Origin of the sequence: Streptococcus sp. FSL R7-0248, from assembly GCF_037967965.1 — a bacterium.
Taxonomy (GTDB): Bacteria; Bacillota; Bacilli; order Lactobacillales; family Streptococcaceae; genus Streptococcus.
Genome location: NZ_CP150201.1, coordinates 811,631 through 836,972, shown reverse-complemented (window position 1 = coordinate 836,972; position 25,342 = coordinate 811,631). Strand labels below are relative to the sequence as shown.

20 protein-coding genes are annotated in these 25,342 nt (G+C 40.6%); 2 read left to right on the top strand and 18 right to left on the bottom strand.

Going from position 1 to position 25,342, the window contains the following annotated elements; translation table 11 throughout:
- Positions 1-10: 10 nt before the first annotated feature.
- The 4 genes from NYE32_RS04130 to NYE32_RS04115 all read right to left on the bottom strand — a co-directional run bounded on the left by NYE32_RS04130 (position 11) and on the right by NYE32_RS04115 (position 12,091).
- The gene (locus NYE32_RS04130) at positions 11-4,585 is read right to left on the bottom strand and encodes a glycoside hydrolase family 70 protein (RefSeq protein ID WP_156685416.1); all 4,575 of its coding nucleotides are present in this window, start codon (positions 4,583-4,585) and stop codon (positions 11-13) included.
- A gap of 414 nt (positions 4,586-4,999) precedes the next feature.
- Positions 5,000-9,481, bottom strand: coding sequence for a glycoside hydrolase family 70 protein (locus NYE32_RS04125; RefSeq protein WP_339157102.1), 4,482 nt, complete (start codon positions 9,479-9,481; stop codon positions 5,000-5,002).
- Between the two features lie 273 nt (positions 9,482-9,754).
- Positions 9,755-10,777, bottom strand: coding sequence for a glycosyltransferase family 2 protein (locus NYE32_RS04120; RefSeq protein WP_339157101.1), 1,023 nt, complete (start codon positions 10,775-10,777; stop codon positions 9,755-9,757).
- Between the two features lie 33 nt (positions 10,778-10,810).
- The gene (locus NYE32_RS04115; RefSeq protein ID WP_339157100.1) at positions 10,811-12,091 is read right to left on the bottom strand and encodes a carbohydrate-binding domain-containing protein; all 1,281 of its coding nucleotides are present in this window, start codon (positions 12,089-12,091) and stop codon (positions 10,811-10,813) included.
- Between the two features lie 380 nt (positions 12,092-12,471).
- Between NYE32_RS04115 and NYE32_RS04110 the strand changes: the two genes are divergently transcribed.
- On the top strand, positions 12,472-13,251 hold the full coding sequence (locus tag NYE32_RS04110) for a polyphosphate polymerase domain-containing protein (protein WP_339157099.1): 780 nt from the start codon (positions 12,472-12,474) through the stop codon (positions 13,249-13,251).
- Positions 13,244-13,927, top strand: coding sequence for a DUF4956 domain-containing protein (locus NYE32_RS04105; protein ID WP_156685420.1), 684 nt, complete (start codon positions 13,244-13,246; stop codon positions 13,925-13,927). The genes NYE32_RS04110 and NYE32_RS04105 overlap by 8 nt, the downstream gene beginning before the upstream one ends.
- 135 nt (positions 13,928-14,062) lie before the next feature.
- Here the strand turns inward: NYE32_RS04105 and NYE32_RS04100 are convergent, their stop codons facing one another.
- From NYE32_RS04100 to NYE32_RS04035, 14 genes are all read right to left on the bottom strand, one after another.
- Positions 14,063-14,839 carry a hypothetical protein gene (locus NYE32_RS04100; protein ID WP_156685421.1) on the bottom strand — a complete coding sequence of 259 codons (777 nt, stop codon included), beginning with the start codon at positions 14,837-14,839 and terminating at the stop codon, positions 14,063-14,065.
- Between the two features lie 212 nt (positions 14,840-15,051).
- Positions 15,052-15,366: a phosphoribosyl-ATP diphosphatase gene (gene hisE, locus NYE32_RS04095; protein ID WP_073687572.1), complete on the bottom strand. Its 315-nt coding sequence runs from the start codon at positions 15,364-15,366 to the stop codon at positions 15,052-15,054.
- A gap of 8 nt (positions 15,367-15,374) precedes the next feature.
- Positions 15,375-15,713, bottom strand: coding sequence for a phosphoribosyl-AMP cyclohydrolase (gene hisI, locus NYE32_RS04090; protein WP_014634297.1), 339 nt, complete (start codon positions 15,711-15,713; stop codon positions 15,375-15,377).
- Positions 15,710-16,468 (bottom strand): imidazole glycerol phosphate synthase subunit HisF, encoded by a 759-nt coding sequence (hisF, locus tag NYE32_RS04085; protein ID WP_156685422.1) that lies wholly within the window; start codon positions 16,466-16,468, stop codon positions 15,710-15,712. The genes hisI and hisF overlap by 4 nt, the downstream gene beginning before the upstream one ends.
- Before the next feature lies 1 nt (position 16,469).
- Complete coding sequence (hisA, locus tag NYE32_RS04080; protein ID WP_156685423.1) at positions 16,470-17,189, bottom strand: 1-(5-phosphoribosyl)-5-[(5-phosphoribosylamino)methylideneamino]imidazole-4-carboxamide isomerase; 720 nt, start codon at positions 17,187-17,189, stop codon at positions 16,470-16,472.
- A gap of 48 nt (positions 17,190-17,237) precedes the next feature.
- Positions 17,238-17,846, bottom strand: a complete 609-nt coding sequence (gene hisH, locus NYE32_RS04075) for an imidazole glycerol phosphate synthase subunit HisH (protein WP_156685424.1) — start codon at positions 17,844-17,846, stop codon at positions 17,238-17,240.
- Positions 17,843-18,427: an imidazoleglycerol-phosphate dehydratase HisB gene (gene hisB, locus NYE32_RS04070; RefSeq protein WP_002888923.1), complete on the bottom strand. Its 585-nt coding sequence runs from the start codon at positions 18,425-18,427 to the stop codon at positions 17,843-17,845. Before hisB ends, hisH begins: the two co-directional genes overlap by 4 nt.
- Before the next feature lie 19 nt (positions 18,428-18,446).
- Positions 18,447-19,730, bottom strand: a complete 1,284-nt coding sequence (hisD, locus tag NYE32_RS04065; protein WP_156685425.1) for a histidinol dehydrogenase — start codon at positions 19,728-19,730, stop codon at positions 18,447-18,449.
- Positions 19,727-20,377 (bottom strand): ATP phosphoribosyltransferase, encoded by a 651-nt coding sequence (gene hisG, locus NYE32_RS04060; protein ID WP_060972722.1) that lies wholly within the window; start codon positions 20,375-20,377, stop codon positions 19,727-19,729. The genes hisD and hisG overlap by 4 nt, the downstream gene beginning before the upstream one ends.
- Entirely contained in the window at positions 20,370-21,350 is a 981-nt protein-coding gene (locus NYE32_RS04055; protein ID WP_156685426.1) for an ATP phosphoribosyltransferase regulatory subunit, read from the bottom strand. Before NYE32_RS04055 ends, hisG begins: the two co-directional genes overlap by 8 nt.
- Positions 21,347-22,399, bottom strand: coding sequence for a histidinol-phosphate transaminase (gene hisC, locus NYE32_RS04050; protein ID WP_156685427.1), 1,053 nt, complete (start codon positions 22,397-22,399; stop codon positions 21,347-21,349). The genes NYE32_RS04055 and hisC overlap by 4 nt, the downstream gene beginning before the upstream one ends.
- 748 nt (positions 22,400-23,147) lie before the next feature.
- Complete coding sequence (locus NYE32_RS04045; protein WP_156685428.1) at positions 23,148-23,537, bottom strand: hypothetical protein; 390 nt, start codon at positions 23,535-23,537, stop codon at positions 23,148-23,150.
- Complete coding sequence (locus NYE32_RS04040; protein WP_156685429.1) at positions 23,518-24,441, bottom strand: phosphodiester glycosidase family protein; 924 nt, start codon at positions 24,439-24,441, stop codon at positions 23,518-23,520. The genes NYE32_RS04045 and NYE32_RS04040 overlap by 20 nt, the downstream gene beginning before the upstream one ends.
- Before the next feature lie 161 nt (positions 24,442-24,602).
- Entirely contained in the window at positions 24,603-25,337 is a 735-nt protein-coding gene (locus NYE32_RS04035) for a PHP domain-containing protein (protein WP_156685436.1), read from the bottom strand.
- Between the last annotated feature and the right edge of the window lie 5 nt (positions 25,338-25,342).

The window sequence follows — 25,342 nt, the reverse complement described above, 5'->3', positions numbered from 1 at the left end:
TTTTATTCTATTAGTTTAACACTCTAGGTGGGTAAGCAATACCAGTCTTATCAAAGTAAACGTAGATTCCTGGTTGGATTTCTATCCATGTGCTGATGGCTTTCTTACCACTATCACCATAGTAATAGCTAATACGACCATTGCCAGCAGTTACCGTTTGTCCTTTTACTTGTTTACCATCTTTAGCGAAGTAATAGGTATCAGCACCGATTTTAACTTCACCAGTTACTGTCTTACCATTAGAACCAATATAATACCAATTGTTATCACCTGTTGTGAAGAATTCATTAGTCAAACGTTCACCTGTTGCAGCATCGTACTTGCTATAGGTACCATCTGCATTCTTAACAACGCCACCTTTAACTTGGCTTCCATCTTCTTTAAAGTAGAGGTGTTGTCCATTGATAACTTGAGCACCTGTAACAGTCTTACCGTCAGCGCCTGCATAGTACCATACATTTCCATCAGTTGTGAAGAATTCGTTAGTAACTAATTCTCCAGAACCTTCTTTGTACTTACTATAAGTACCATCTGCATTCTTAACAACGCCACCTTTAACTTGACTTCCATCTTCATTAAAGTAAAGTTTTTGACCATTGATAACTTGAGCACCTGTAGCGGCAACACCATTTTCATCGAAGTGGTACCATTTACCATCGATGTTCCTCCAAGTGTTCTTGATAGCATTACCAGTATGAGCTTCGAAGTAATAAGTCTTACCTTTATAGGTTGCTAACTTATCTTTAGTTTGGAAACCATCTTCACCAAAGTATTGTGTGGAACCATCGATAACAGTAAGACCTTTAGCCATGACACCTTCATTAGTGAAGTAACGGAATTTCACAACCTTAGATTCATTACCATCTTTATCAGTTTCAGTTACATCAAATTTAGTGTAACCACCCTTGTACATTTGACCTTTATAGTTATAAAGGTAAGTATTACCGTTAGCATCAACATAGAAGGCATTGCTCAACATGATACCATTTGGCAAGAAACGATAAACATCTTTACCATTTGGTGAGTATTCACCATTTGTAACCATGTGACCACGTGCATCAAAGTAATAGGTATTTCCATTGAAAGTAACAAAGGCAGATTTAGCTTGATTACCACTTGTACCGAAGTAAGTGATTCCCTTACCATCATTTGAGAACCCAGTAACAGCCTTTTCATTTCCTGTCAATTGAAGAGGAATGAAGTTACCTTCTTTAGTGACAGTGAAATATTTACCAGTTGCTTCATCGCTAAGTACATAGCCAACACCGCGGTCAAGAACGTTTGTTCCGTTGAAGTATTTAGCCTTCCATTGTTTCAATTTAACAGAATCATCAATTGGTTTACCAGTTGAGATCATGTTTTCCGTGAACATTTTAGGGTACTTAGCTTTAAGTTCAGCTAAGAATTCGCCACCATATTGAGCTTGGTAATCCCTACCTGATGACTTAGAGTTAGCTACATAAAGTGAGTGATCAATGATAGCATCTGCAATCTTACGTCCTGCACCGTCAGTACGAGTCGCTGTTACGACTTCTTTACCTGGCAATTGGTAAATTTGGTCTGGAACCCAGTCAGCGATTGCTTGGATACCCGCTTTGTGAAGGGCTTTAAGAGCATCACGAAGATCTTCTTTAGAACCATATTTATTGTTCTTACTCATGGCAAGATCATAACGATCTGCAAAGGCATAACCATTTTGGATAACTGAGTCAAGGAAGGTACCGTCATCGGCAGATACAAATTGTGGTGCCATTTCAAATGATGTTACGCCCCATGATTTGAACAAATCAACATTTTCAGCAATCTTACGGTTAGTATAGACTGAAGGATCTGAACCATCCGGGATAGTTTGGAAGTTTGAGAATCCTTCGTAGATCAATTGTGAATCATAAGCCTCAGTCGCTTTAAGGGTCAATTCGCCTTCTTTTTTAGCTTCTGTTGAAGGTGCTACACGGATATCTTGATCATCTGAAGCTCCGACTGGAACCCAAACTGCTACGAAACCTGACATATCAAATGTTTCATAACCCTTGATGTCATTAGCGCCGAAAGTCAAGACACCATTGCTGTCTGTTTCTTTCACGTAACCTGCTGCGATTGCCTCTGCATCAGATGTAAAGTTCTTGATACCATCAGCTGTACCAACAATCAAAGCACGGTATTTCTGGTTGGCATGGATTTTACCCATTTCAACATTAAGTTTAGCTGACTCATGCAAAGTCAATTTTGGATTATTCACTACAAGAGTTACCTGACCAGAGGTACGGCTGTATTTAGAACCTTCTGTATCGTCAGCTGTCATGATGTCTTTACCATAACGTACTGAAGTGTAGACTTCACTTGTGCGGTAAAGTTCAACATCTGAATTGTCCATCTTACCATCAGTTGGCAACCAGTAAGAACGTTGCGCTTGTCCACCAGATACATACTTGATACGGTTCTTCATCAAGTTAACGATGGTGTCGTGATATGGTGATTTAGTTTCCATATAGTGACCGTCATCTGTATAAAGGTCTCCATAGTAGACACGAGTGATCGTTTCCATGTTCTGCAACATTACAGCATAAGCTGCAGGGATGTTATTCAAGGTATATTTCTTATTGCTGCTGAGCATGTCTTTGTTGTAAATTTCAAATGCTTGCTTCATTTCAGAATCAGAGATAGTGAAACCATCTGATTTTTTATTGATTTCTTTCTTAATGATTTCAGCAATAATATCTTGAACGTTGTTATCATGGGCACGGATAAAGACGTAGTTTCCTGACGCGTCTCCGTATTTCTCATTGTATTTACCAATTGTAGACTGTTTAGCTGTACCGTCTTCGTTGTAGGCAGTGCTTCCATCTTTGTTAATCCAGTCAGTCTTAAAATCGCGTTGAGTCGTATTGAAAGTATTGTTATACAAAGGACTTACAGCTGGTGTACGATCCTTAATTGGTTTAGCCAATGAGAAAAGGAGGGCCAAACGTTGTTTATTTTCCATGGCAAGCGCAGCACCATCAGTCTTGTCATTGTAATGGTTGTCGTTAAGACTCCACGCTTCAAGAACTGAGATATGAGCAAGAGCTTGCGCCTCAGATTTATTTACACCATAGTACTCACGGAAATAGTTTGTGTAGAGTTGAAGCATGTCAGCATTGACATTATCTACCGCATCGACACGGATACCATCGAAGTTAGCATCCTTGTCACCCATAACAATTGAACCCCAGTTCATAAGGTAGTGAATTTGGTTCAATTGTTCCGCTTGAACAACTGGGTTAGATAAGTCTACGTCATTAGCAAGCAAGAAGTCGAAGCCACCCATGTGGTTTGGGTCAGACTGCTCATCAAGAACTGACTTATTAATCGTACCAGTCTGGTTAGTAGCCGTACGGTTCAAAAGACGATAGTTAGAATTTGCCCATGGTGTACGTGAGTCATTCACATAAAGAAGGGCTCCACCTTGAAGGTGATCCTCTCCTCCACCTTTTGAATAGTTTTCAGTTTCTTTGTTCCACTGTGGTTGTGTCTTAACAAAGGCAGAGATAGTTTCACGCAACCATTGTGTTGATTTTTCAGCCTGAATCTTTTGTTCAATCTTAACTTGGATATCCTTAGCAGCACGATTTAAGTCTGCTTGCTTATCTGTGCTTGTGTACTTAGCCTCCAAGTTGAAGACTTTAGACATGTAGTTCAAGTAATTAACTTGCGTATCTACATTTGGCCACCAAGCCATCAAAAGTGGACGGAAATCTTCTGCAGTTGATGCTTGCCAAGTCACACCATCTTTGATGATAGAAACTGGACGGTACCAGCTATCAGCAGTCAAATAACCATTAATCAATTCAAAACTTGCTTCAGATGAATCGTAGGCACGGTTATTGATTGAGAAACCATCAACAATATTTGTTGTTCCAGGTGTGAAAGAGTGTGTTGATGAACTTGTAAGGGCGCCATCTTTGCCGAAGTAAAGCAATTGACCATTTACAGTAATGGCAAAGTTTTCTTTGTGTGAACCATCTTCATTAACATAGTAATATTTACCATCAGTGTATTTGATGTTTTTCAAAGAAAGTGCTGCTTCCACTTCTGAATCTTTCAAAGCAGCTTGAGGAGCTTTAACTTCTGTATTGACGACTTCAGCCTTGACGGTAGCTGGCTGTTCTGCTGCTTTTTCAGTTGTTACAGCTGGTGCATCTGTTGTTACAACTGCTTCTTTATTTGGAACAGCTGCCACTGCTACATCAGTAGTAGTTGTTGCTGTTGTAGCTACATCAGCTGTTGCTTGTACGTTAGTTGTAGCCCCTGCTTCTACTGCATTTGTTTCTTTTGCAGGTATTAAAATATCTGCTTCTTTTGTATTAGTATGTTTAGCGACTTCTTTTGTTGCTTCTGTTGAAGTTACTTCAGTAGACGAAACTAAGTCTGCTGTTGTATCTGAATTTGGTTGCGTTACAGTCTTGTCTTGTGTCTCATCCGCTGAAACTGAAGATGTTGTTGCAGAAAAGCCCCCTACGACAGTAGCGAGCGCTGCAGATGCAACTGCAATTGTAACCCATTGCTTCTTAACTTTATGAAGCTTATAGTGTACCTTTTTTTCCATTATAATTTTCCCCGTGATTTTATTTGTCAAAATCAGACTGAAATCTATCCGATTTCAAACAATTACATTATATCATTATTTTCTAACTATTTCTCGAATTAATTGTTTTTTCATAAAATATCTTTAACATAACAGTAACATTAGAAATATTTTGTAACACGCCTATTTCATAGGTTTTCAATTCTCATTTTCATATTGTTTGATAGCTAAAACTTTTTTCAAGGAGATCGCTAGAAAGATTGATACAATAGCTTTTTCAGGGTTTCTAACTTAAAATTGATATTTGTCAGATTTTTTCTTTAAGGTACAAAAAAAGGCAAAATTTCCTTAAACGATTTCCGTTTTCAAGAAATTTCACCTAAACAATCATATAGTTTTTCACTTAATATCTCATATTAAGATTAGAATGAGTGATTATTTATCAAAATCAGCATAACCATTTTCGTCGAAGAAGACTGTCTTACCATCTTGGAATGTAATCCATGTATTTGTCACACGTTCTCCAAGAACTGATTCGTAATACTCCACTCCTTTTGCTGTGCTAATAGGGCTTCCTTTAACCTGACGTCCCAAGTTATCAAAGTAATACTCTTTGCCATCAATGTTTTGACGTCCAGTTACAGCCTTACCATCTTTGAAGTAATACCAAACATTGTTTCCAGTTGTCAAGAAACGGTTATTAAGACGCTCACCTGAATCTTTATCATAATATGACAGCGAACCATCCGCATTCTTAACAAAGTCACCTTTGACCTGGCTACCATCTTCTTTGAAGTAATAGTTTTTACCGCCGATACTATAGGCACCTGTCACGATTTCACCATTATCTTTGGCGTAGTACCATGTCTTACCACCATCAAGTGTGAAGAAGTCAGATTTAACTTGGCTACCATCAGCATTGAAGTAATAGTTAAGGTGGTCAATAGTTTGGCGACCTGTGACAAGGTTACCATCCTTATCAGCATGGTACCATTTACCATTCACTTCGAAGAACTTATCTTTAACCTTGTAACCATTATCTACAGTATAGTAGCTAATCTTGCCGTTTTCAGTAACAAAATCACCTTTAACTTGAGCACCATTTGCACGGAAGTAGTATTCGTGACCATCCAAAGTAAGGGCACCTGTCACATTTTTACCAGCCGCATCACGGTAGAACCATGTTGAGCCATCTGTAGTGTAGAATTCCCCCTTCTTAGCTTGTGCATAGCCTTGATCGTTGAATTCATACCAGATACCATCGATTTCTGCCCAACGATTTGTGTAGGCATTACCTGAATTTTTATCGAAGAAGTAGAGTTTTCCGTCTGGAGTCACATACTTAGTGCCTTTAGCTTGGAAGCCATTTTCATCAAAGTATTGCAATCCTCCACCAGCATAAGTCAAGCCAATTGCCATTTCTCCAGTTGGTGAGAAATAACGGAATTTAGCTTCTGTTTCTGAAGTACCTTCTTTTGGTACATCGAATACAAAGTAACCATCTTTGTACTGCTCACCAAAGCTACCAAAGTAATAATATTTACCATCTTGCTGATAAATAGAATCTCGAAGCTGGATACCATTTGGTAAGAAGAAATAAGTCTTACCATCGATATCTTGACGACCAGTCAACATATAACCTTCTTTGTCGAAGTAATAGTAATTTCCACCATATTTAATGAAGGCATTCTTAGCTTGGAAACCACTATTATCAAAGTAGGCCATACCCTTACCATCATAGTAGAAACCTGTCTTACCACCTTGGTCTGTCAAAGGTTTTGGCAAGAAGATACCATTATCAGTAACTTGATAATAGCGACCAGTAGCATCGTTACTGAGAACATAACGATTACCACGACCAAGGATATTTGTACCATTCATGTACTTAGCAGACCATTGCTTGATTTTAACAGATGGATCAATCTTCTTACCAGTTGAAATCATCACATCTTCAAACAACTGTGGATATTTCTTTTGGAGCTCATCAAGGAATTCACCTCCATATTGAGCTTGGAAGTCCTTACCTGATGATTTAGAATTTGCAACGTACAAACTGTTATTGATGTAAGCATTGGCCTTTGGAGTACCATAACTATTAGCACGCGTTGCTGTTACAACTTCTTGTCCTGGCAATTGGTAAAGTTGGTCTGGTACCCAGTCAGCAATTGCTTGAATACCTTGCTTGTGAAGGGCTTTAAGGGCATTACGAAGATCTTCTTTAGAACCGTATTTGTTGTTCTTACTCATGGCAAGGTCATAGCGGTCCGTAAAGGCATAGCCATTTTGGATAACAGAATCAAGGAAGGTACGGTCATCAGCCGATACAAATTGAGGAGCCATCTCGAATGATGTGATTCCCCATGACTTGAAGAGTTCTGCGTTTTCTGCAATCAATTTATTAGTATATTGGCTATCGTTTTCAACAAAATCTTGGAAGTTTGAGAAGCCTTCATAGATAACTTGTGAATCTAATGCTTCAGTAGCAGAGAATGTCTTATCAAGTTTCTTATCTGAACCTTTAACACGAATATCTTGGTTATCAGGTGCGCCTACTGGTACCCATACACCAAGATAACCTCTCATATCAACAGTTCGATACCCCTTGATTTCATCTCCACTGAAAGTCAAGTTCCCTTCAGCATCAGTGTATTTAATTTTTCCAGCTGCTGCTGCATCATTTTCGTAAGTGACAATTCCCTTATCAGTACCAAGAAGTAATGGACGGTAGGCTTGGTTAGCATGAAGTTTACCCATGTTAACTTTCAAAGTACCATCACCCAGTGAGAAATCCTGATTATTGGCAATAAGGGTCAACATACCAGAATGTTTACTTGTTTCTGCTACACCCGTAGTTTGGTCAGCAGTCATAATATCTTTACCGTAACGAACAGATGACAAGATTTCTTTTCCATTGAACGTGTCGACTTTCATCGATTGTCCACCTGAAACGTATTTCATACGGTTCTTCAAGAGTGTTGTGATAGTATCATAGTAAGGAGACTTAGTAGCCATATATTGGCCATTATCTGTATAAAGATCTCCATAATAAACACGAGTTACCTGCTCCATATTTTGAAGAATCAAAGCATAGGCAGCCGGGATATTGTTAATCGTATAACGTTTTTCTGCCTTCTTAATATCTTCATTATAGATTTCAAAGGCACGTTTCAATTCAGCATCAGTCATGGTATAACCATCTGATTTTGGATTGATTTCTTTTTGAACAATATCACGAATGATATCTTGAACAAGGTTATCATGAGCACGCGCAAAGATATAGTTAGCTTGTGTATCCCCATACTTACTATTATTTGTACGGTCTGTCAAACTGCTAGTAATCAAATCTTTCAATGAAGAGCCTGATCCATAAAGTGCACCCATAATTGCATAACGAAGGTTATTATCCATGGCAAGGGCTGCACCATCATGTTTTTGATTATAAGCATTATCATTTAAATCCCAAGCTTCAAGGATAGAAATGTGAGCGAGTGCATTAGCTTCAGATTTATCCACACCAAAGGCTGCTCGGAAGTAGTTTGTATAAACTTGGAGAAGGTCTGCATCAACATTATCAACTGCATCAACACGGATACCATCAAAGTTAGCATCCTTATCACCCATAACAATTGATCCCCAGTTCACAAGATAGTGAATTTGGTTCAACTGCTCAGCTTGCACAACTGGATTTGAGTTATCAACGTCATTGGCAAGTAGGAATTCATAACCACCCAAGTATCTTCCTGTACCATTTAGAGAACCATCTTGGTTACTTGGTGTACGGTTAAGCAAACGGTAATCAGAATTTGCCCAAGGGGTCTTGTCATTATTGACATAAAGAAGAGCTCCCCCTTGAAGGTGGTCAGCAAGGGTATAGTTTTCAGTTGTAGTATTCCACTGGTCTTGTTCTTTTACAAAAGACTCAATTGCTTGACGAAGCCATTCAGTTGATTTTTTAGCTGAAATTTCTTGTTCAATCTTAATTTGAATTGTCTTAGCAGCTGCATTCAATTCAGATTGACTTTGGGTGGTTGAATAAGTTGCGTTAAGGTTAAAGTGTTTAGAGAAAGTATTGAGGTAGGCAACTTGTGTATCTACATCAGGCCACCATGCCATCAAAAGTGGACGAAAGTCTTTCTCAGTTGATACACGCCATTTTTCACCATTTTCCAAAATAGTGACTGGACGATACCAGCTGTTTGGTGTCAAGTATCCATCTACCAACTCGAAGCTTTCTTTCTTAGAATCGTAAGCACGATTATGTGAAGAGAAAGCATCAACTAGATTAGTTGTACCTGGTGTGAACGAGTGTGTTGATGTGCTTGTCAAAGCACCATCTTTACCAAAGTAAAGCAACTGGCCATTAACTGAAACAGCAAAGTTTGTTTTGTATGAACCATCTTCTTTGACATAATAGTATTTACCATCAACTTGTTTGATGTTGTCCAAAGAGAGTGCTGCTGTTTCTTCTTTTTCAGTAACGCCAGATTTTGGTTTTTCAGCTACTGTAAGCGTTGTATCTGTCGCAGTCGCAGTTGTAGCTGGTGCTTCTGTTGTTGCATCATTTACTACTGCTGCACGATCAGTTGTTGCTGGTGCCACCGTATTAGCACTTGTATCTGCTGCAGTGGTTGCTGCCGCAGGAGTTTCGACTGTTGTAGTATCAGCAGCCTTGTCAGTTGTTACTGCTGTCGCATCTGTCGTAGCAGTTGCTGCTGGAGCGGCTACTTCATGCGTTTCAACGACAACATCGCTTTCAGCTGTCGTAGAGGCAACTGGTTTCGTTGTTTCATCGGCTGAAACCTTTTGATTAGCTACTGTAGCACCACCTACGATAGAGGCAAGTGCTGCCGAAGTGACGGCAATCGTCACCCACTGCTTCTTAACTTTGTGAAGCTTATAATGTACCTTTTTTCCCATTTTAGGTCCTCTTTTCATTTTCCTAGTTTGAATGAAATCTACATAATTCAAACAATTTCATTATAGCATATTTTTTTCAGCCTTTTCGAGTCTTTATCAAGTCATTTCAATTTTTAATCATAATGTAAATTGAAAAACATTTTGACAATCATTAAAAACTACCGAATGTCGAAAACGGTAGTTTTTTCTATATTTTTAGGAAAATTTTTAGAGGTAATTGAGAGGTAAATAAACTATCTCTATTCAATCAGTTAGCGATTTTCAAATCAGCTATTAAGCAAAAACCACAGTATGTTGGACCCTGTAGCTAACTAAAAAGAGCAAGGTTTCTGTGACTAATTTTGCCAGAACCAAGCCAAGACCTAGAGCCACTAAGCTACTCAGCAAGAAATAGTTACAGGCCAGGAGGACCAGGACCAACATAAAGTAGCGAACACTCGATCTAAAGAGAGAGCTTGTCGGATTAAAGACCACATTAGCGTTCAGCAAACACTGGCTAGAAGCCGAAATCACACGAGCTAGCACGACCGAAAGGAGAAGATTTTTAGTCAAGGCAAATAGCACAAATAAGGCTGTTGCATCAATGACTGAGGCCAAGACGGCCGTGCCAGAGAACTTTAAAAAAGGGCTGTAGATACGGATGGAATCACGAATGGGGCGAAAGTGCGAACTTTTATTTTCCTCCAGATAAACGGTCTCGATAGGGACTTCAGAGATTTGGTGGCCTGACTTTTTGCCTTCAAGCAACATATTAAACTCGTACTCAAAACGATTGCCATCCAGATTAAGAAGCCATGGAATCAGGTCAGTTGACATGCCTCGAAGCCCTGTCTGAGTATCTGTGACTTTCTGGCCAGTTACTAGACGGAAAAGTCCAGCAGTCACCTTATTTCCAAAGCGGCTACGTGCTGGTACCTTACCAACAAAGGCACGCGCACCCAAGATAAGATGGCTTGGATTTTCCTCAGTCGCTTTGGCTACACGGACAATATCCTTAATCAGATGCTGACCATCGCTGTCAACTGTTACTATAGGTTGAGCAGACAGATGTTGGCTGACCACTTCTTCTTGGATATAAGCGAAAGCAGTCTTTAGAGCAGCTCCTTTTCCTTTATTAATCGGGTGTTTAAGGACCGTAGCTCCAAAAAGGGCTGTTTCATCGTAATAGTCGTTATAGCGTGGTCCACTCCCATCATTGACAACAATAATGCGTGATTTAGGGAGTTTTATGGTAATATCTTGAACCACCTGAATCAGGCGTTTGTCTGGTTCATAAGCTGGAATAATAATATACATAGGCACTTCCTTTCTGTTTCATCCTATGACTCTTTAGTGACCTCCTCCAAAGCCACCTGGTTGTCCACCACCTTGGGGACCACCGCCACCTTGAGGGCCACCGCCACCAGGCATTGAGTTTTCAATCTTAGTTTGTTTTTCACCATTGATAGTAATGTCACCACCGGTATAGGTCGCTGAACCATCGAAGTCAAAGCCAGACTGACCAGTCAGATTGATCGTTCCACCCGATACAATAATATCGCCGTTAGAATCGATTGGGTCTGTATCGCCCTCGCCAACCTCAACATTTAGGGTTCCACCGGTCATCTTGAAGAAAATCTCACTTTGACTGGCATTAGCATTGGCCGCATTAACACCATCATCCGTCGCATAGACATCGATGTCTCCGTCATTGATGGTCACAGATTTACCTTCGATACCTTCAGTTGATTTTTCAACCTTGTAAGTACCACTATCAATAATCAGGTCCCCAGACGCATGAATACCGTCGTCACCAGCCTTAATGGTCATGGTATTGTCAGACAGATAGATGGTACCTACTGAGGTGTCGTCATCATTGTCAACCTTAACACCATCTTCTTCCGCTTCAATGGTCATAGTTGTTCCTGTGATGTTGAGTTCATCGTTGACATTGAAGGCATCACCAACTGAGGAAATCTTATAGGTACCGCCAGTCATATGAAGGCTGTCATTGGCTTTAATACCGTTGTTTTTCTTGGCATCAATATTTAGGGTACCTGAACCGTTAATGGTCAAATCTCCTTTAGAAAAAATCACAGCATCCGCATCTTCATCACTATTAGAACTTGAATCAGAAAGTGTGTTTGCAGTGCCATCTTTAAGTGTCAGATAGACATGACCAGCTTTTGTGGCGTTGATTGCTGCATTTGTATTAGTCATGGTAACACCATCTAGAACAATATGGACATCATCTGAATCCCCAGCGTCTACCTTGATTTTCAAACCGTCGGATTTTCCTGAAATGACGTAGGTACCAGCTTTGGAGATGGTTACAGTTGAACCTGATAGGGCTGCACCATCACCTGAAACATCCGCAGATGAGCCTGATAACTTAATCTTAGTAGCTGAACTTTCATTATAAGAGGTATCAGAATCTTTAGAAGTAAAGTAGTTGCTGTTGTTCTTATTTGTTTTCTTACTGGTCGTTGCTGTTACAGCACTTGTTTTTGAAGTCGTGCTTGACGTCGTCCCAGTTGACTGACTGCTTGATTGGCTACAAGCCGTCATGACTGTTAGGGCTGTCGCACAGGTTAATAAAGTCGTCCATTTTTTTAGTTTTTTTGATTTCATATATTTTTCCTCTCGGGTTCGTTTGGATGATTACAGTTTACGGGACTTACCTAAAACATTTCTAAAGGATAACTGAAACTTATCTTAAGTTAAGTTTGGTGAAAGTTTGACTTAGGAAAACTTTCAGAAAAGTCCCATAGACTAGTAGGCAAGCAAATGAATACTTTATATAGTAGTACTTTTGCTCTCAATTTAATTTTCTACTAAAAAATAAAAGCCAAATCTTGAAGTGACGGCTTTGTATCTCATCTAAGTGAACTCGCCTACAACTCGTGGGAAAAGATGGGACCTGCTTGGAGTTAAACTCCTTCGACTGGTCCCCCTATTATCCTGAGAGTTGCTTCACGGCTTTGTATCTTATCTATAAAAGGAGTTTTTTCATGGTTAAACAATTGGAAACACGTTTTAAACGTATTGAAACAAAATATGTGGTCTCAAAGGAAAATCTTGAGGACCTGCTTACTGATCTTAAGGAGTATTTAGTGGAGGACGATTATCCGACTTCTACCATTTCAAATATTTACTTTGATACGGATAATTTTGACGTCATCCAAGATGCCTTAGATGGTAATCACCGTCAAGAGAAAATCCGCATGCGTACCTACCTAGCCAATCCTAAAATTGATAGTAAGGTATTTTTAGAGGTTAAAGCCAAAGATGATGAAGGAATCGGTCATAAGTTTCGTCTCGTTTCAACACCGCTTGCCATCACTAACTTGCTGACAGACGGTAAGAATCATGGTCAAATCACTGACCGCCAGCTATTACAGGATATCCACCACTTACGTCAACGATATGATGAGGGGCTTAAACCTCGTATGTATATCTACTACGACCGTTTTTCGATGAAAGAAAAAGAGACTATCGAAGGCTATGCCTACAATAAAGTTCGTGTTACCCTTGACCAAAATTTGACTTACCGTGATGAAGACGTCAGTCTCTTTAAGGGAAATCATGGTTTTCCCCTTCTTGATGAAGATACGATTATCATGGAAATCAAGGCACCTGGCAAAAAGCCTGACTGGCTTCAAGCTATCTTAGACAAACATGGTTTGGAAGAGCAGAAATTCTCAAAATACAGCTGTGCCTATCATAAGTCTCAAGGTCTAGACTATGGACCACGTCCAGCACAAGAAAAAGGAGCTGCTGCCTATGTCTAATCTCTTCAATTCTATCTTTAATGATGCGACCGCAACCGCTAGTCCCCTTCAACTCATGCTGGCCTTACTGGTCAGCCTTGTTTTAGGATTGGCCCTGACCTGGACTTATAAATACCGAACCCTCTACACCAGAGAATTTGTCATTAGTTTGACCCTACTTCCATGTTTGATGACCCTAGTTATCTTCCTTGTTAATGGCAGTTTGGGAACCTCTATTGCCGTGGCTGGGACCTTTAGTCTCATTCGTTTTCGTTCAGCTACCAGTGGTTCCAGAGAGCTGATTGCTGTCTTTATGGCCATGATTATTGGTCTGGCATCTGGGACAGGCTATCTCTTACTGGCTGTCCTCTTTACCATCTTCCTTTTGGCTGTTTGGCTTCTTTTGGAAAATCGTCAAAGTCGTACCGACAACCAACGTCGTAGGCTCCTGACCATTAACGTCTCCTACCAAGACTTGATTGATCAAAAAATCACTAAAACATTGCTCAATTTCACCAGCGAATGTGACTTGATTTCTCTTAACACCACTGGTGGGGGCGAGAGCATGCAACTGGTCTACGAAGTGGACTTGAATCCCCAAGTGGATGACTTCCAATTGACGAATCACCTTATCTCAAGTATTGAAAATTGTGACCTTGCCCTAACCAAAAAAGCTAAAAAGAAAAAGAATTTGTAAGATAAAAAACATCTCCAACTAGTTTTTGGAGATGTTTTTGCATGTTTTGAGGTTAGTGTTTTCACTTAGCTATTACCTATACTTCTATGCCGCCAGTATGGAGTGCGAGATTATCGGCAGAAAGTAAAATATCTGCTAATCATCTTCATCTTGGACAACCTTACCATCTTGTATATTAAAGGTATAGCTAATGTGATTGTAATTATCTTCATCAGTTGTGAAAAAATAAAATTCGTACTCTCCGTCTGGCAGCTTGCTAGCATCCAATTTAGTTGCTGCCTCTTTTAAATCTTTCTTGCTAATATTTTTTGAGTCATGTACTTTTATTTCCATAGTGACAAGGTGTTCTTCAATCATTGTTTGGTATGGAATTTGATAATATCCATAAAAATCATGCTTGCCATTTTTACGGTTTTCCTCAGCTAGATGCTTTTTACGATTACCAGCCTCTTGATCTATCGTAGTATGATCTCTGAAGGAGAAATCTTCGATATCAAGGCCTAAAGATTGCTTCTTAAGCTCCTTAAAGAGTTTCTGCTCTTCTTTTTTTACAGATTTTTGTTGTAAGTAGCTTTCCCAATAATGACTTGGGGTCACATATTCTTCACCATTAACTGTCCAGTCAAGATTAAAAGTAATTTTTGAATCTAATGATATAGTTTGATTGTCGTAGGTTTCCTCTGAATAGGTATAATCGACATAAATGCCTGCACTATCTAGAATCACCTTTTTGATATTCTTAACTTGGACCTTTCCCTTAAAACCATTATGAGCCAAGATTTTTTGCGTTTTTTCCCTGGCTTTTGAGTAAGCATTTGGAAGTAGCACTGTGCAACGAACTAAAAGAATAGAACAAAGGAGAAGAATAGCTAAGCGAGAAAGCTTTAAAATATTAGGAGTATTTTTCTTCATAGGACATCTTTCCTTTCCTCAATGATTTGTATAAATAAGCACACCAAATCCTTCAAATAAAACGAGCTTTCTTCACTCCTATTATAGCATTTTAAAGCGCTTTCTCATGGTAGTTAGAGGGACAAAATCATTAGAATTCCTCTAGCAAAAAAGCCTGAAATTAATCATCACTTCAGGCTTTTCATCTTAGTTCAAATCGGTTGAGATAATCCTTAATAATCTGTTACTTCTTTTCGGTCATGGACATTGCTTTGTTTGCCTTGACGTGCTTTAAGTACGTCTTCTACGTCTTCAGGGCTGACCCCTGTTTCAACGAGCATGACTGCTAGGTGATAGAGGACGTCTGCTGTCTCGTTGGCAATTTCTTCTTTATCAGCATTTTTGGCTCCGATCACAACTTCTGTTGCTTCTTCGCCAACCTTTTTAAGAATCTTGTCTAACCCCTTGTCAAAAAGGTAATTGGTATAAGATCCTTCTTTGGGATTTTTTTTACGATCTAAGGCTTCCTTATAAAGTGTTTCTAACATAGCTACTCCTATCTATCTTGATTGTCATCATATATATCTGTAAAGAAACAGCTGTAGGCTCCTGTATGACAGGCTGCTCCTTCTTGTTCCACAGCGATAAGCAGGGTGTCCTGATCGCAATCTGTCTTGATGCTTTTGACATGTTGGAAATGACCAGATGTGGCTCCCTTATGCCAAAGCTCATTCCTAGAACGGCTCCAGTAATGCATTTGTTTGGTCTCAAGGGTCAACTGATAGGACAGCTCATTCATATAGGCCAACATGAGCACCTGCCCCGTCTTGTAATCTGTCACAATGACTGGTACCAGTCCGCCTTGTTTGTCAAAATCAAGTTTAATCTCTGTCATTGTCTCACCTCAATTCCTGTATTTGTCAAGACTTGTTTTGTTTCGCCTATATTCACCTCACCAAAGTGGAAGATAGAGGCTGCCAGAGCACCCGTCGCTGTTGTCTTTTCAAAGACTTCTACAATATCCTCGATATTTCCCGCGCCACCAGAGGCAATAATCGGAACATCAACGACCTCCGCCACACGATTTAGCATTTCCAAGTCAAAACCAGACTTAGTGCCATCCTTGTCCATGCTAGTTAAGAGAATCTCTCCAGCCCCCAAGGCGACGACTTCTTGAGCCCATTGGATGAGGTCTCTACCTGTATCCTTACGGCCACCTGCCACAAAGACATGCCAGCTCCCATCAGCCATCTTTTTCGCATCAATCGCAGCCACTACACACTGATTTCCAAATTTTTGAGCACAATCAGCGATTAGTTGTGGATTGGCAAGGGCTGAGGAATTGACGGCAACCTTGTCAGCACCGGCTTTGAGCATCTTGTTCATGTCTTCGACTGAACGGATACCACCACCTACCGTGAAAGGAATAAAGACCTGATCGGCAACACGACGCACCATGTCAACCGTTGTTTCACGATTATCTGAAGTAGCTGTGATGTCCAAGAAAACAAGTTCGTCACAACCAGCCTCATAGTAAGCACGCGCAGAATCAACAGGGTCTCCAACATCTGTCAGATTCACAAAATTAACCCCCTTTACGACACGGCCATCCTTGACATCCAAACAGGGAATAATACGTTTCTTAAGCATATTAACCTCCGAAAGACTTGAGTTGGTCTAATGTGATATTGCCGTTATAGTAGGCTTTGCCGACAATGGTTCCTGCCACACCAATCTCTTGTAGGTGATCTAAGTCGGCTACTTCTGCAATCCCACCGGAAGCGATGATTTTGGCGGTTGTGAGTTCAGATACCAAACGTTTGTAGTGATCAAGATTGGGTCCTGTCAGTGTGCCATCTCGATCAACATCAGTATAGACAAAGAGGGTTACGCCCATCTTTTCCATTTCCTTGGCCAAGGTAATATAGTCCACATTGCTGGTTTCCAACCAGCCTTCAGTAGCGACAAATCCTGCCTTGGCATCAATACCTACGACAATTTTATCAGCACCAAATTCCTCTAAAGCTGCTCGAACGAAATCAGGATTCTTAACGGCCATTGAACCGATAATGATACGGTCGATGCCAACTGCCAAATAATCACGAATCTGCTCCAAGGTACGGATACCGCCACCAACTTCGATGCCAAGTCCAGAAACCTTCTTGACCTCTGCAATCAAGTCACGGTTAGTGGCACGACCATCAAGGGCACCGTCCAAGTCCACGACGTGAATAAATTGAATGCCCGCATCCTTAAAGGTCTTTGCCTGCTCAATAACATCAGGATTAACAACGGTTTGTTGGGTGAAATCTCCTTTGAAGAGACGAACAGCCTGTCCATCCTTTATATCAATTGCTGGTAGAATTTGCATCTCCCCTACCATCCTTTCTAAGTGAAAAAACTTTGCTCTCAAGAGCTTTTAGGCTTTGCATAAACCTACAAATTGTTCAATAATACCTAAACCAATATCACCTGATTTTTCAGGATGAAATTGAGCTCCATAAACATTGTCTTTATGAATCATGGCTGGCACCTCGATACTATAATCTGCGGTAACATCAATGTATTGGCTAGGGACATCCGTGAAATAACTGTGAACGAAGTAGACAGCTTGGCCATCTAAACCATCTGTCAAAGGGCTGGCTTGCTTAACAGCCAAATTATTCCACCCCATATGTGGGACAGGTTGCTCCTTGCAGGCTGGAATAGGACGGCAGACACCTGGAATAAAGCCAAGACCATCTGTTTCTTCATGTTCCAGTCCTTTTTCTGTTAAAATCTGCATGCCTAGGCAAATTCCCAAAAGGGGAACTCCCTGTGCGACTGCCTCTTTGATAACAGCTACCAAGCCTCTTCGCTCCAACTCTGCCATAGCCGTTGGATAGGCACCTACACCAGGTAAAATCAACCCATCTGCAGCTAGGATTTTTTCTTTATCGGCAGACAATTCTGCAGTCACACCAATCTTTTCAAGGGCACGCAGAACATTTGCGGTATTCCCCGCATCGTAATCAATGACGATAATCATAGCATCCCCTTTGTCGAGTTTACGCCGTGAATGTCAGGATTGATTGTGATGGCTTCACGCAAGGCACGTCCTGTAGCCTTGAAAAGACTTTCTGACTTGTGGTGATTGTTTTTTCCGTGGAGAATCTTGAGGTGGAGATTCATCTGAACATTGAAAGCCAAGGCTTGGAAAAATTCTTCTACCAGTTCTGTGTCAAAATTACCTAATTTTGGATTATCGAAACTAGCATCAAAGACCAAGAAGCTACGTCCAGACAAGTCTAAACTTGCCATGCCAAGGGTTTCATCCATAGGTACAAAAGCCGTTCCATAACGGTTGATTCCTGCTTTATCGCCCAAGGCCTCTTTAAGAGCTTGACCAAGGACAATACCGACATCTTCAACAGTGTGGTGACTATCAACCCAAAGGTCACCATCAGCCTTAACCACCAAAGACATACGACCGTGACGGGCAAACAAGGTCAACATGTGGTCAAAAAATCCGACACCTGTTTGAATATCTACTGGTTCTTGAGCATCCAAGTTAAGACTTAACTTAATTTTGGTTTCAAAGGTATTACGTTCAATTTCTGCTTGTCTCATAACTTCTTCCTCTACTCTCTCAGTTATTGTCGTTTCTGACTTCAATTGCCTTGGCGTGGGCCTGCAAACCTTCTGCGTAAGCCAAGGTTGTGATATCGTGCTGAGCCTTATTGACTGCGGCCTTATCGTATTGCGTATATTGGATACGTTTGACAAAATCGTGCACGCCTAAAGCTGATGAAAAGCGGCTGGTTGCTGTCGTTGGAAGAACATGGTTGGCACCTGCATAGTAGTCGCCAATTGGTTCGCTGGTAAAGTGACCAAGAAAGACGGAACCAGCATTTTCCACTTTTTCCAAGTAATCATAGGCATTGTCCATAGCAATTTCCAAATGTTCTGGCGCAACCAAGTTCATGAGCTCGAACATGTCATCTGTATCATTGGCAATAATAATACGGCCGTTATTTTCGACAGATGGACGAGCAATCGCCTCACGTGGCAAAAGCTTGAGTTGACGTTCAATCTCACTTTCAACCGCATCAGCCAAGGCTTCAGAATCTGTGACCAAAATGGCGCGTGCGCGTGTATCGTGCTCTGCTTGAGACAAGAGGTCAGCTGCCACATAGGTTGGATTGGCACTACTATCAGCGATAACACCAATTTCTGATGGCCCTGCAATCATATCAATACCGACAATACCGTAAACTTGTTTCTTGGCAGTCGCCACGAAAATATTACCAGGACCTGTAATCTTGTCCACCTTTGGAATCGTTTCTGTACCAAAGGCTAAGGCCGCAACCCCTTGAGCCCCGCCAACTTGGTAAATGCTATCCACACCGGCCAATTTGGCGGCTACCAGAATCGCAGGAACAAAATGCTCTTGAGGCGGCGTAATCATAATAATCTCTTTAACCCCTGCAATTTTAGCAGGAATAACATTCATAAGAACTGACGATGGATAAGCCGCAGTTCCTCCAGGCACATAAACACCCACACGATTGATGGGACGAATCAATTGACCACGAATAACACCCTCACTTGGTTGGTCCTCAAAACCAGTCTCCAACTGATGTTTGTGATAGGATTCAATGTTTTCTTTAGCATTAACTAGGGCTTGGTAAACCTCTGGATCAATCTCCTTAAATGCTTGATCAATCAAGTCCTGTCCAACTTCAAAATCAGTCAAGTCAACCTTATCAAATTTAGCTGAATAGTCACGAAGGGCCTCGTCTCCACGTTTTTTAACGTCTTCAATAATGGCTTGAACCGTGCTTTCAACGTCTCTATTTTCTTTTGACAGTTCCAATTGCTCCTGATAAAGAAGCTCTGCAATTTCTTTATTTGTTCCAGTTAATCGTTTCATTCGAACGGTACCTCCTCGTTCCCTACAAGTGATTCAATCTTACAAATGAATGGTAGAACTTCCTTGTTATTTTTCAAAGAAGCCTTGTTCACAATCATTCGTGCTGAAATACGGCAAATATCTTCATAAACTTTTAGGCCATTTGCAACAAGGGTATTCCCTGTTTCTACAATATCAACAATGGCATCCGCTAGACCAATAACAGGAGCAATCTCAACGCTCCCTTGAATCGAAATGATCTCGACATCCTCACCCTTTTGATTAAAATAATCCGTCGCAATGGTTGGATACTTGGTCGCAATACGTTTACGCTTATGGTCATCAGGATTATAGTCTTCTGTTGATGCTACGGAGAATTTACAAAGACCAAAATTAAGGTCTAACATTTCTAAATAGCCTGTCGGATGTTCGACCAAAACATCCTTACCGACAATCCCAATATCTGCGACACCATGTCGGACATAGGTAGTCACATCTGGAGCTTTGACCAAGAGAAAACGGAACCGGTTGTCAGGACTCTCGAAAATCAAATTACGTCCCTTATCGGCCATGAAAGACATATCAAAGCCAGCTTTTTCCAGTAATTTAACCGTATCTTTCTCAATACGTCCCTTGGTCAAGGCAATTGTGATTTGATTGCTAGTCATCCAAGTCACCTCCAAATTCTACATCGTCATGTACTGCTTGATAAACTGAGTCGATATCAATGGCCCAGCCAACCGCTGTTAACTCGGTAGCTCCAAAGCGTTCAAATAGTTTATCGTAACGGCCACCTGATACAAAGGCATCTGGTACCTTGTCACCGAAGACCTTAAACATCATGCCCGTGTAGTATGGCACTGCTGGCAATTGAGCCAAATCAAGCGTCGTCTCTGGAAGACTATCTGATAAACAATTAGTTAAAACTTCCAAACTATCCAAGGCCGTCAAAAAGGCTTCACTATCCGTTAACTGTCTAGCCTTGGTCAGGACAGCATTTGTCTCACCAAACAAGAAGGGTAACTGCTCCAAGACCTTGTCATATTGACTTGGATTTTCTTTGGTGAACTCCTTAAGACCGGTAATCGATTTATCACGGATATAGGCCGCCAACTCTGCTTCTTTTACAGCTGGAAGGTTTAATTCTTCAAAAATGAGTTGTAAGAGGCGGGCGTGTGAAAATTCAAACTTGTAATTCTTGACCCCTGCAGCATCTAGAGCCTCTTTAGCAGAAGCTATTGCTTCTTCCAATGCCTGATGAACTGGAAAACCAATGATTTCCACACCAGCCTGCGTATGCTCATTGGACAAGCCACGCATCTCCTCATTGTAGTTAAAGACTTTTCCAGAGTAAGAAAATTTAATCGGTGTATGAACCTGAGTCGAAGCAATCACACGCCCAATTTGGCTAGTAATATCAGGACGTAAACTAACAAGATCTCCATTTTTGTCAAAGAAATTATAGTTTCCATTGTCCACGACATCACTAAAGACTTCGAAATGTTCTAGGGTTGGTGTCTCAATTCGAAGGAAACCCTTTGTCATCAACAAGTCACAGATACGATGCTCAATCTGATACATGGTACGGGCACGTTTAAAAAGTTTATCGTGCATTCCTAAGGATAATGTCGTTTTTTTCATGCTTGTAACTCCTGTATTGTCATTAATACGCGCTCCATCTCATCCTGCGTCCCAATAGAAATGCGTAGTCTGTCTGAAATACGCTCCACTTTTGGAAAATAACGGACATAAATTTTCTTACTTTGGAGGTAGTCAAACAATTGACCTGCAGTCACTCCGTGAGGTTTGACCAAAACAAAATTAGTTTTTGAAGGTAGGATATCAAAACCAATCGCCTGCAATTCTTGGCTAAACCAGTCACGTGTTGCCATAATCTTTGCGCAAGTGTCCTCATAGTAGTCCCATGACTTAACCGCTGCAGTCGCCAAGACTTCCGCAATGCTATCCACATTATAGGGGTTGACCGAATTCTTGACGGCATTGATCACAGCCATTAGCTTTGGACTTCCGATGCCATAACCGACACGCAAGCCTGCAAGTGAGGCGTCCTTAGAAAAGGTCCTTGTGATAAACACATTGTCATACTTTTCTAGAAGAGGTAAGGCAGTCTCCCCACCAAAGTTAATATAGGCTTCGTCAATAATCACAACTACCGACTGGTTGGCCTTTACGATTTCTTCAATTTGATCGAGAGGTTTATAAATACCTGTTGGCGCATTTGGGTTAGTGAGGACAATCCCACCATTTTCAACCAGATAATCTTGAGTATCAATCCCAAATGAAGAGTTCAAAGTCACTTCTCTAAATGGGATGCGATACAAATCTGCCCATACCTTGTAAAAACCATAGGTCAAATCTGGAAACAAGACTTCTTCCTCACTATTAAAGAAAGCTAGAAAAGCCATTGACAAGATATCGTCTGACCCATTTCCAATAATCACTTGATCGGCAGGAACACCTAACTGTTCAGATAAGGCCTGACGTAAAGCCGCTTGATCCAAAGTCGAATACTTGCGTAACTGATGGGCATCAAAGGATGCTAAAGCTTGATGGACTGCTGGACTTGGTCCATAAGCATTTTCATTAGTATTCAACTTAATGATATTTTTCTCAGCAGGCTGACTACCCGCTACATAGGGTTCAATCTTTCGTAATCCCTTGATTTCCATAGTTTATCCTTTCTGTTCAACTCCGACCAAGTGTACTTCTCGCTACACACTCTAAAAAAAGTGTAACAAAAAACGTCCTCGCAAAAATAACTTTTGCAAGGACGTTGGCACGTGGTTCCACCTTAATTCGAACAGGGGTCGCCCCCTCTTCCTCATGAAGTCACAAAATCTCTCTTGTAACTCCTAGTCTCTAACGGAACCACCCGTCGTACACTACTGTCATCCAGAGTTCGCATACGCTCTCAAGAATGTGTCGTCTTTGATCTCATGCGTTCTCAGCTTCCCGCATTCTCTGTGAAACGATCTGACTTTTTCTATCAACGATTTAGATTTTAGTTCATTTTACCTAAAAATTCAGAACAAAGCAAGTCTTTTTTGTATATTTTTATAAAAACTTGAATTCCTTGTATATTTAATAACCAAAACAAACTGCTGTGAAATTGAGTTCAAATAAATAAAAAGTTGATGAGGTATCTTTTCACAAACCAAGTGGATACCTAAAGAGACCTCTGACTGTGATAGCTTAACTGGAAACCATCACTTTTTTCAAGTACTTTCATCACTACAGAAGATCTCGATCTATCTAAATTCCTATCACAAAAAATCTTGCTCAGTTATTTTTTATGACAATTTCTTTGTACTTTTCCCAAATTGAAATCATTTCTTCATATTATAATTTGTATATTTATCCTAAATAATTTTTCAAAGCAAGACAAAAAGCCTGAAGCACAGCTCCAAGCTCTCATGGTTAAGCTAATTTTCTAGGTCTGATAAATCCTGTCATAATACTCAAACAAAGTAGTCCAGCTGCCACATACCAATAGGGCATATCTACACTAGTTGTACGTCCTGAAACCTCGACAATTCCCTTTACCAGACAGGCACTAGCGACAACAGCGATGGCTGAATTAAAGAGTAGTTTTGAGGCACGATTTCTCACCCAAGACATTCCCATCCCTGTTAGCAGATAAATCAAAGCTCCAGCCAATGGTGCGAAGAACATCATGCGCATAAACATAGATGATTCCCCATAAGAAAAGCGTTCATAAACAAAGGTAAAGACTAGACTAAAAATGGTTAGACCGATGTAGGTGAAAAAGTGTTTGCTAGCTGATTTCTTAGTAACCGATGTAAACAATATCGCTCACCGCCCTTTCTGAGATTTTATTTCCGTTTGTGGTTGGCTTGTTAATGACTTGACCATTGAAGTACATGGTTGATGAGCCACCACCATCAAGGTTATAGGCTGTCGTCACACCATAGGATTTCATCAACTCTGCCATTTCATAAAGAGTCAATCCTGACGACTCACTGGTACGACCATCAGAGACAATGACAATATAGTGCACACTGCCGTCACTTTCTTCGATAACTCCGATGGCTGTACGTGGATTGTCAGCCATGGCTTGACCAACCTCTTCATTTTCTGATACAGCTACCTTGCCATTTTCAACCAAGGTTGGACCAAAGGCAAAGGTATTCACCACACCTGAATCAACCAATTTTTGAGCCGTTGTATCGCTCTCCTTAAAGGTCTTGAAGCTACCATCTGAGTAAACGGCAAGGTCCTCGTAATCACTGTTTCGATCAGTATCACGATAGACCTGACCATTTTTAATCACATAGCCTGACTGGTTTGCCCCATAGTAGTCACCATTGATGGCAAAGATAGCATTGTTTTGCTGAGCAATACTTGAAGTGGTATCAGTAATGTTGGTCCCATAGGTGTTTTGTGCCAAAGCCGTTTTAAGGTAATCTGCACTCGAAAGTTGGATATCTGCCACATAGTATGTGGTATCACTGGTTTTACCCGTCGTGATTTTGATATCTATATTGTCATCTTTGTAAGTTGTATCCGTCTTAGTCACCTTACCAGTGCTGGTAGATGCTGTCGACGAAGATGTGCTTGAGCTAGTCGTATTGGCTGAAACCGTTGAGACTGCTGAGGGAATGACAAAGACCTTTAGGAGAGAGTAGACATTTGCCCCCATCAGAAAAAGGGTAAAGAGTAAGGCATAGGCATGCCTTTTGAGAAATTTCATAGAAAACCTCCAATTTTGAAAGATAAGATAGAAACCATAAGTTTCTTTTGCTTGAAATTAGCATAACAAGCAAAGCTTAAAATCTTCTATAAATCCCACAACCACGCTTTTCCTTTAAGTTTTCCTTAAGAAAAAGACAGCTTCAGTTGAAGCTGTCTTCGCTATATAATCATATCTTCAGTAATATCAAATTCTCTCAAGAGCTCCTGAATCTTATCAAAGTTCAGACGGAAATGCTCTAATTTATGACCATCAGAGCCGATAGAATACTTGCAACATCCCAAATCCTTAACAAGGCCCAAGGCATAACGATAAAGATCTTCGTGATGATAGAGATACATACTCTTTGCATTCAGCTCAAAAGCCAAATCATTAGCAAGCATTTTCTGGAAAATGCGTTTGAGCTGCTCCTCATAGGCTTTTAGCTCATCAACAGTCACCTCAAACAGGCGGAAACCATAGTCAAAGTGAGCCAGAACATCTGCGTCTACACGACCAATAGCGTACTCCAACTTGTCCAGATACTCTTGAATAATGCTTGCCTTGTCCATATCAGCTACCTCATCATCAAGATAATCATTGACCCCATTATGGTGAACAGAAAGCAGTTTGAGATCATAGTCCTTACCATCCAAAAAGGCCAAAATATCCTCTTCCCTAGGCTGATAATAACCAATCTCGATGCCACGTTTAATACGATTGCCATACTTGAGGTTAAGACTTTCGATTTCGTGACTATAAGCCTCGTACTCGGGCACATCGTCCTGTTTGGTATAAGGATTAGAGAGATCGTAATGCTCAGTCGTTACAATTTCGCCATCAAAATGTGTCAAATAGTCAGTAAAGTTCGCATCCGAATCATAGGAATGATGGGTATGCAAATGGTTATCACGAATAGACA

What these genes read in the sequence shown, in the direction of transcription:
- NYE32_RS04105 (WP_156685420.1), top strand. Translation starts at nt 13,244, where the DNA reads ATGTCTAATCTCTTCAATTCTATCTTTAATGATGCGACCGCAACCGCT.
- hisA (WP_156685423.1), bottom strand. Translation starts at nt 17,189, where the DNA reads ATGCAAATTCTACCAGCAATTGATATAAAGGATGGACAGGCTGTTCGT.
- NYE32_RS04100 (WP_156685421.1), bottom strand. Translation starts at nt 14,839, where the DNA reads ATGAAGAAAAATACTCCTAATATTTTAAAGCTTTCTCGCTTAGCTATT.
- NYE32_RS04115 (WP_339157100.1), bottom strand. Translation starts at nt 12,091, where the DNA reads ATGAAATCAAAAAAACTAAAAAAATGGACGACTTTATTAACCTGTGCG.
- hisE (WP_073687572.1), bottom strand. Translation starts at nt 15,366, where the DNA reads ATGTTAGAAACACTTTATAAGGAAGCCTTAGATCGTAAAAAAAATCCC.
- NYE32_RS04130 (WP_156685416.1), bottom strand. Translation starts at nt 4,585, where the DNA reads ATGGAAAAAAAGGTACACTATAAGCTTCATAAAGTTAAGAAGCAATGG.
- hisG (WP_060972722.1), bottom strand. Translation starts at nt 20,377, where the DNA reads ATGACTAGCAATCAAATCACAATTGCCTTGACCAAGGGACGTATTGAG.
- NYE32_RS04055 (WP_156685426.1), bottom strand. Translation starts at nt 21,350, where the DNA reads ATGAAAAAAACGACATTATCCTTAGGAATGCACGATAAACTTTTTAAA.
- hisI (WP_014634297.1), bottom strand. Translation starts at nt 15,713, where the DNA reads ATGACAGAGATTAAACTTGATTTTGACAAACAAGGCGGACTGGTACCA.
- hisD (WP_156685425.1), bottom strand. Translation starts at nt 19,730, where the DNA reads ATGAAACGATTAACTGGAACAAATAAAGAAATTGCAGAGCTTCTTTAT.
- hisF (WP_156685422.1), bottom strand. Translation starts at nt 16,468, where the DNA reads ATGCTTAAGAAACGTATTATTCCCTGTTTGGATGTCAAGGATGGCCGT.
- NYE32_RS04120 (WP_339157101.1), bottom strand. Translation starts at nt 10,777, where the DNA reads ATGTATATTATTATTCCAGCTTATGAACCAGACAAACGCCTGATTCAG.
- NYE32_RS04040 (WP_156685429.1), bottom strand. Translation starts at nt 24,441, where the DNA reads ATGAAATTTCTCAAAAGGCATGCCTATGCCTTACTCTTTACCCTTTTT.
- hisH (WP_156685424.1), bottom strand. Translation starts at nt 17,846, where the DNA reads ATGATTATCGTCATTGATTACGATGCGGGGAATACCGCAAATGTTCTG.
- hisB (WP_002888923.1), bottom strand. Translation starts at nt 18,427, where the DNA reads ATGAGACAAGCAGAAATTGAACGTAATACCTTTGAAACCAAAATTAAG.
- NYE32_RS04125 (WP_339157102.1), bottom strand. Translation starts at nt 9,481, where the DNA reads ATGGGAAAAAAGGTACATTATAAGCTTCACAAAGTTAAGAAGCAGTGG.
- NYE32_RS04110 (WP_339157099.1), top strand. Translation starts at nt 12,472, where the DNA reads ATGGTTAAACAATTGGAAACACGTTTTAAACGTATTGAAACAAAATAT.
- hisC (WP_156685427.1), bottom strand. Translation starts at nt 22,399, where the DNA reads ATGGAAATCAAGGGATTACGAAAGATTGAACCCTATGTAGCGGGTAGT.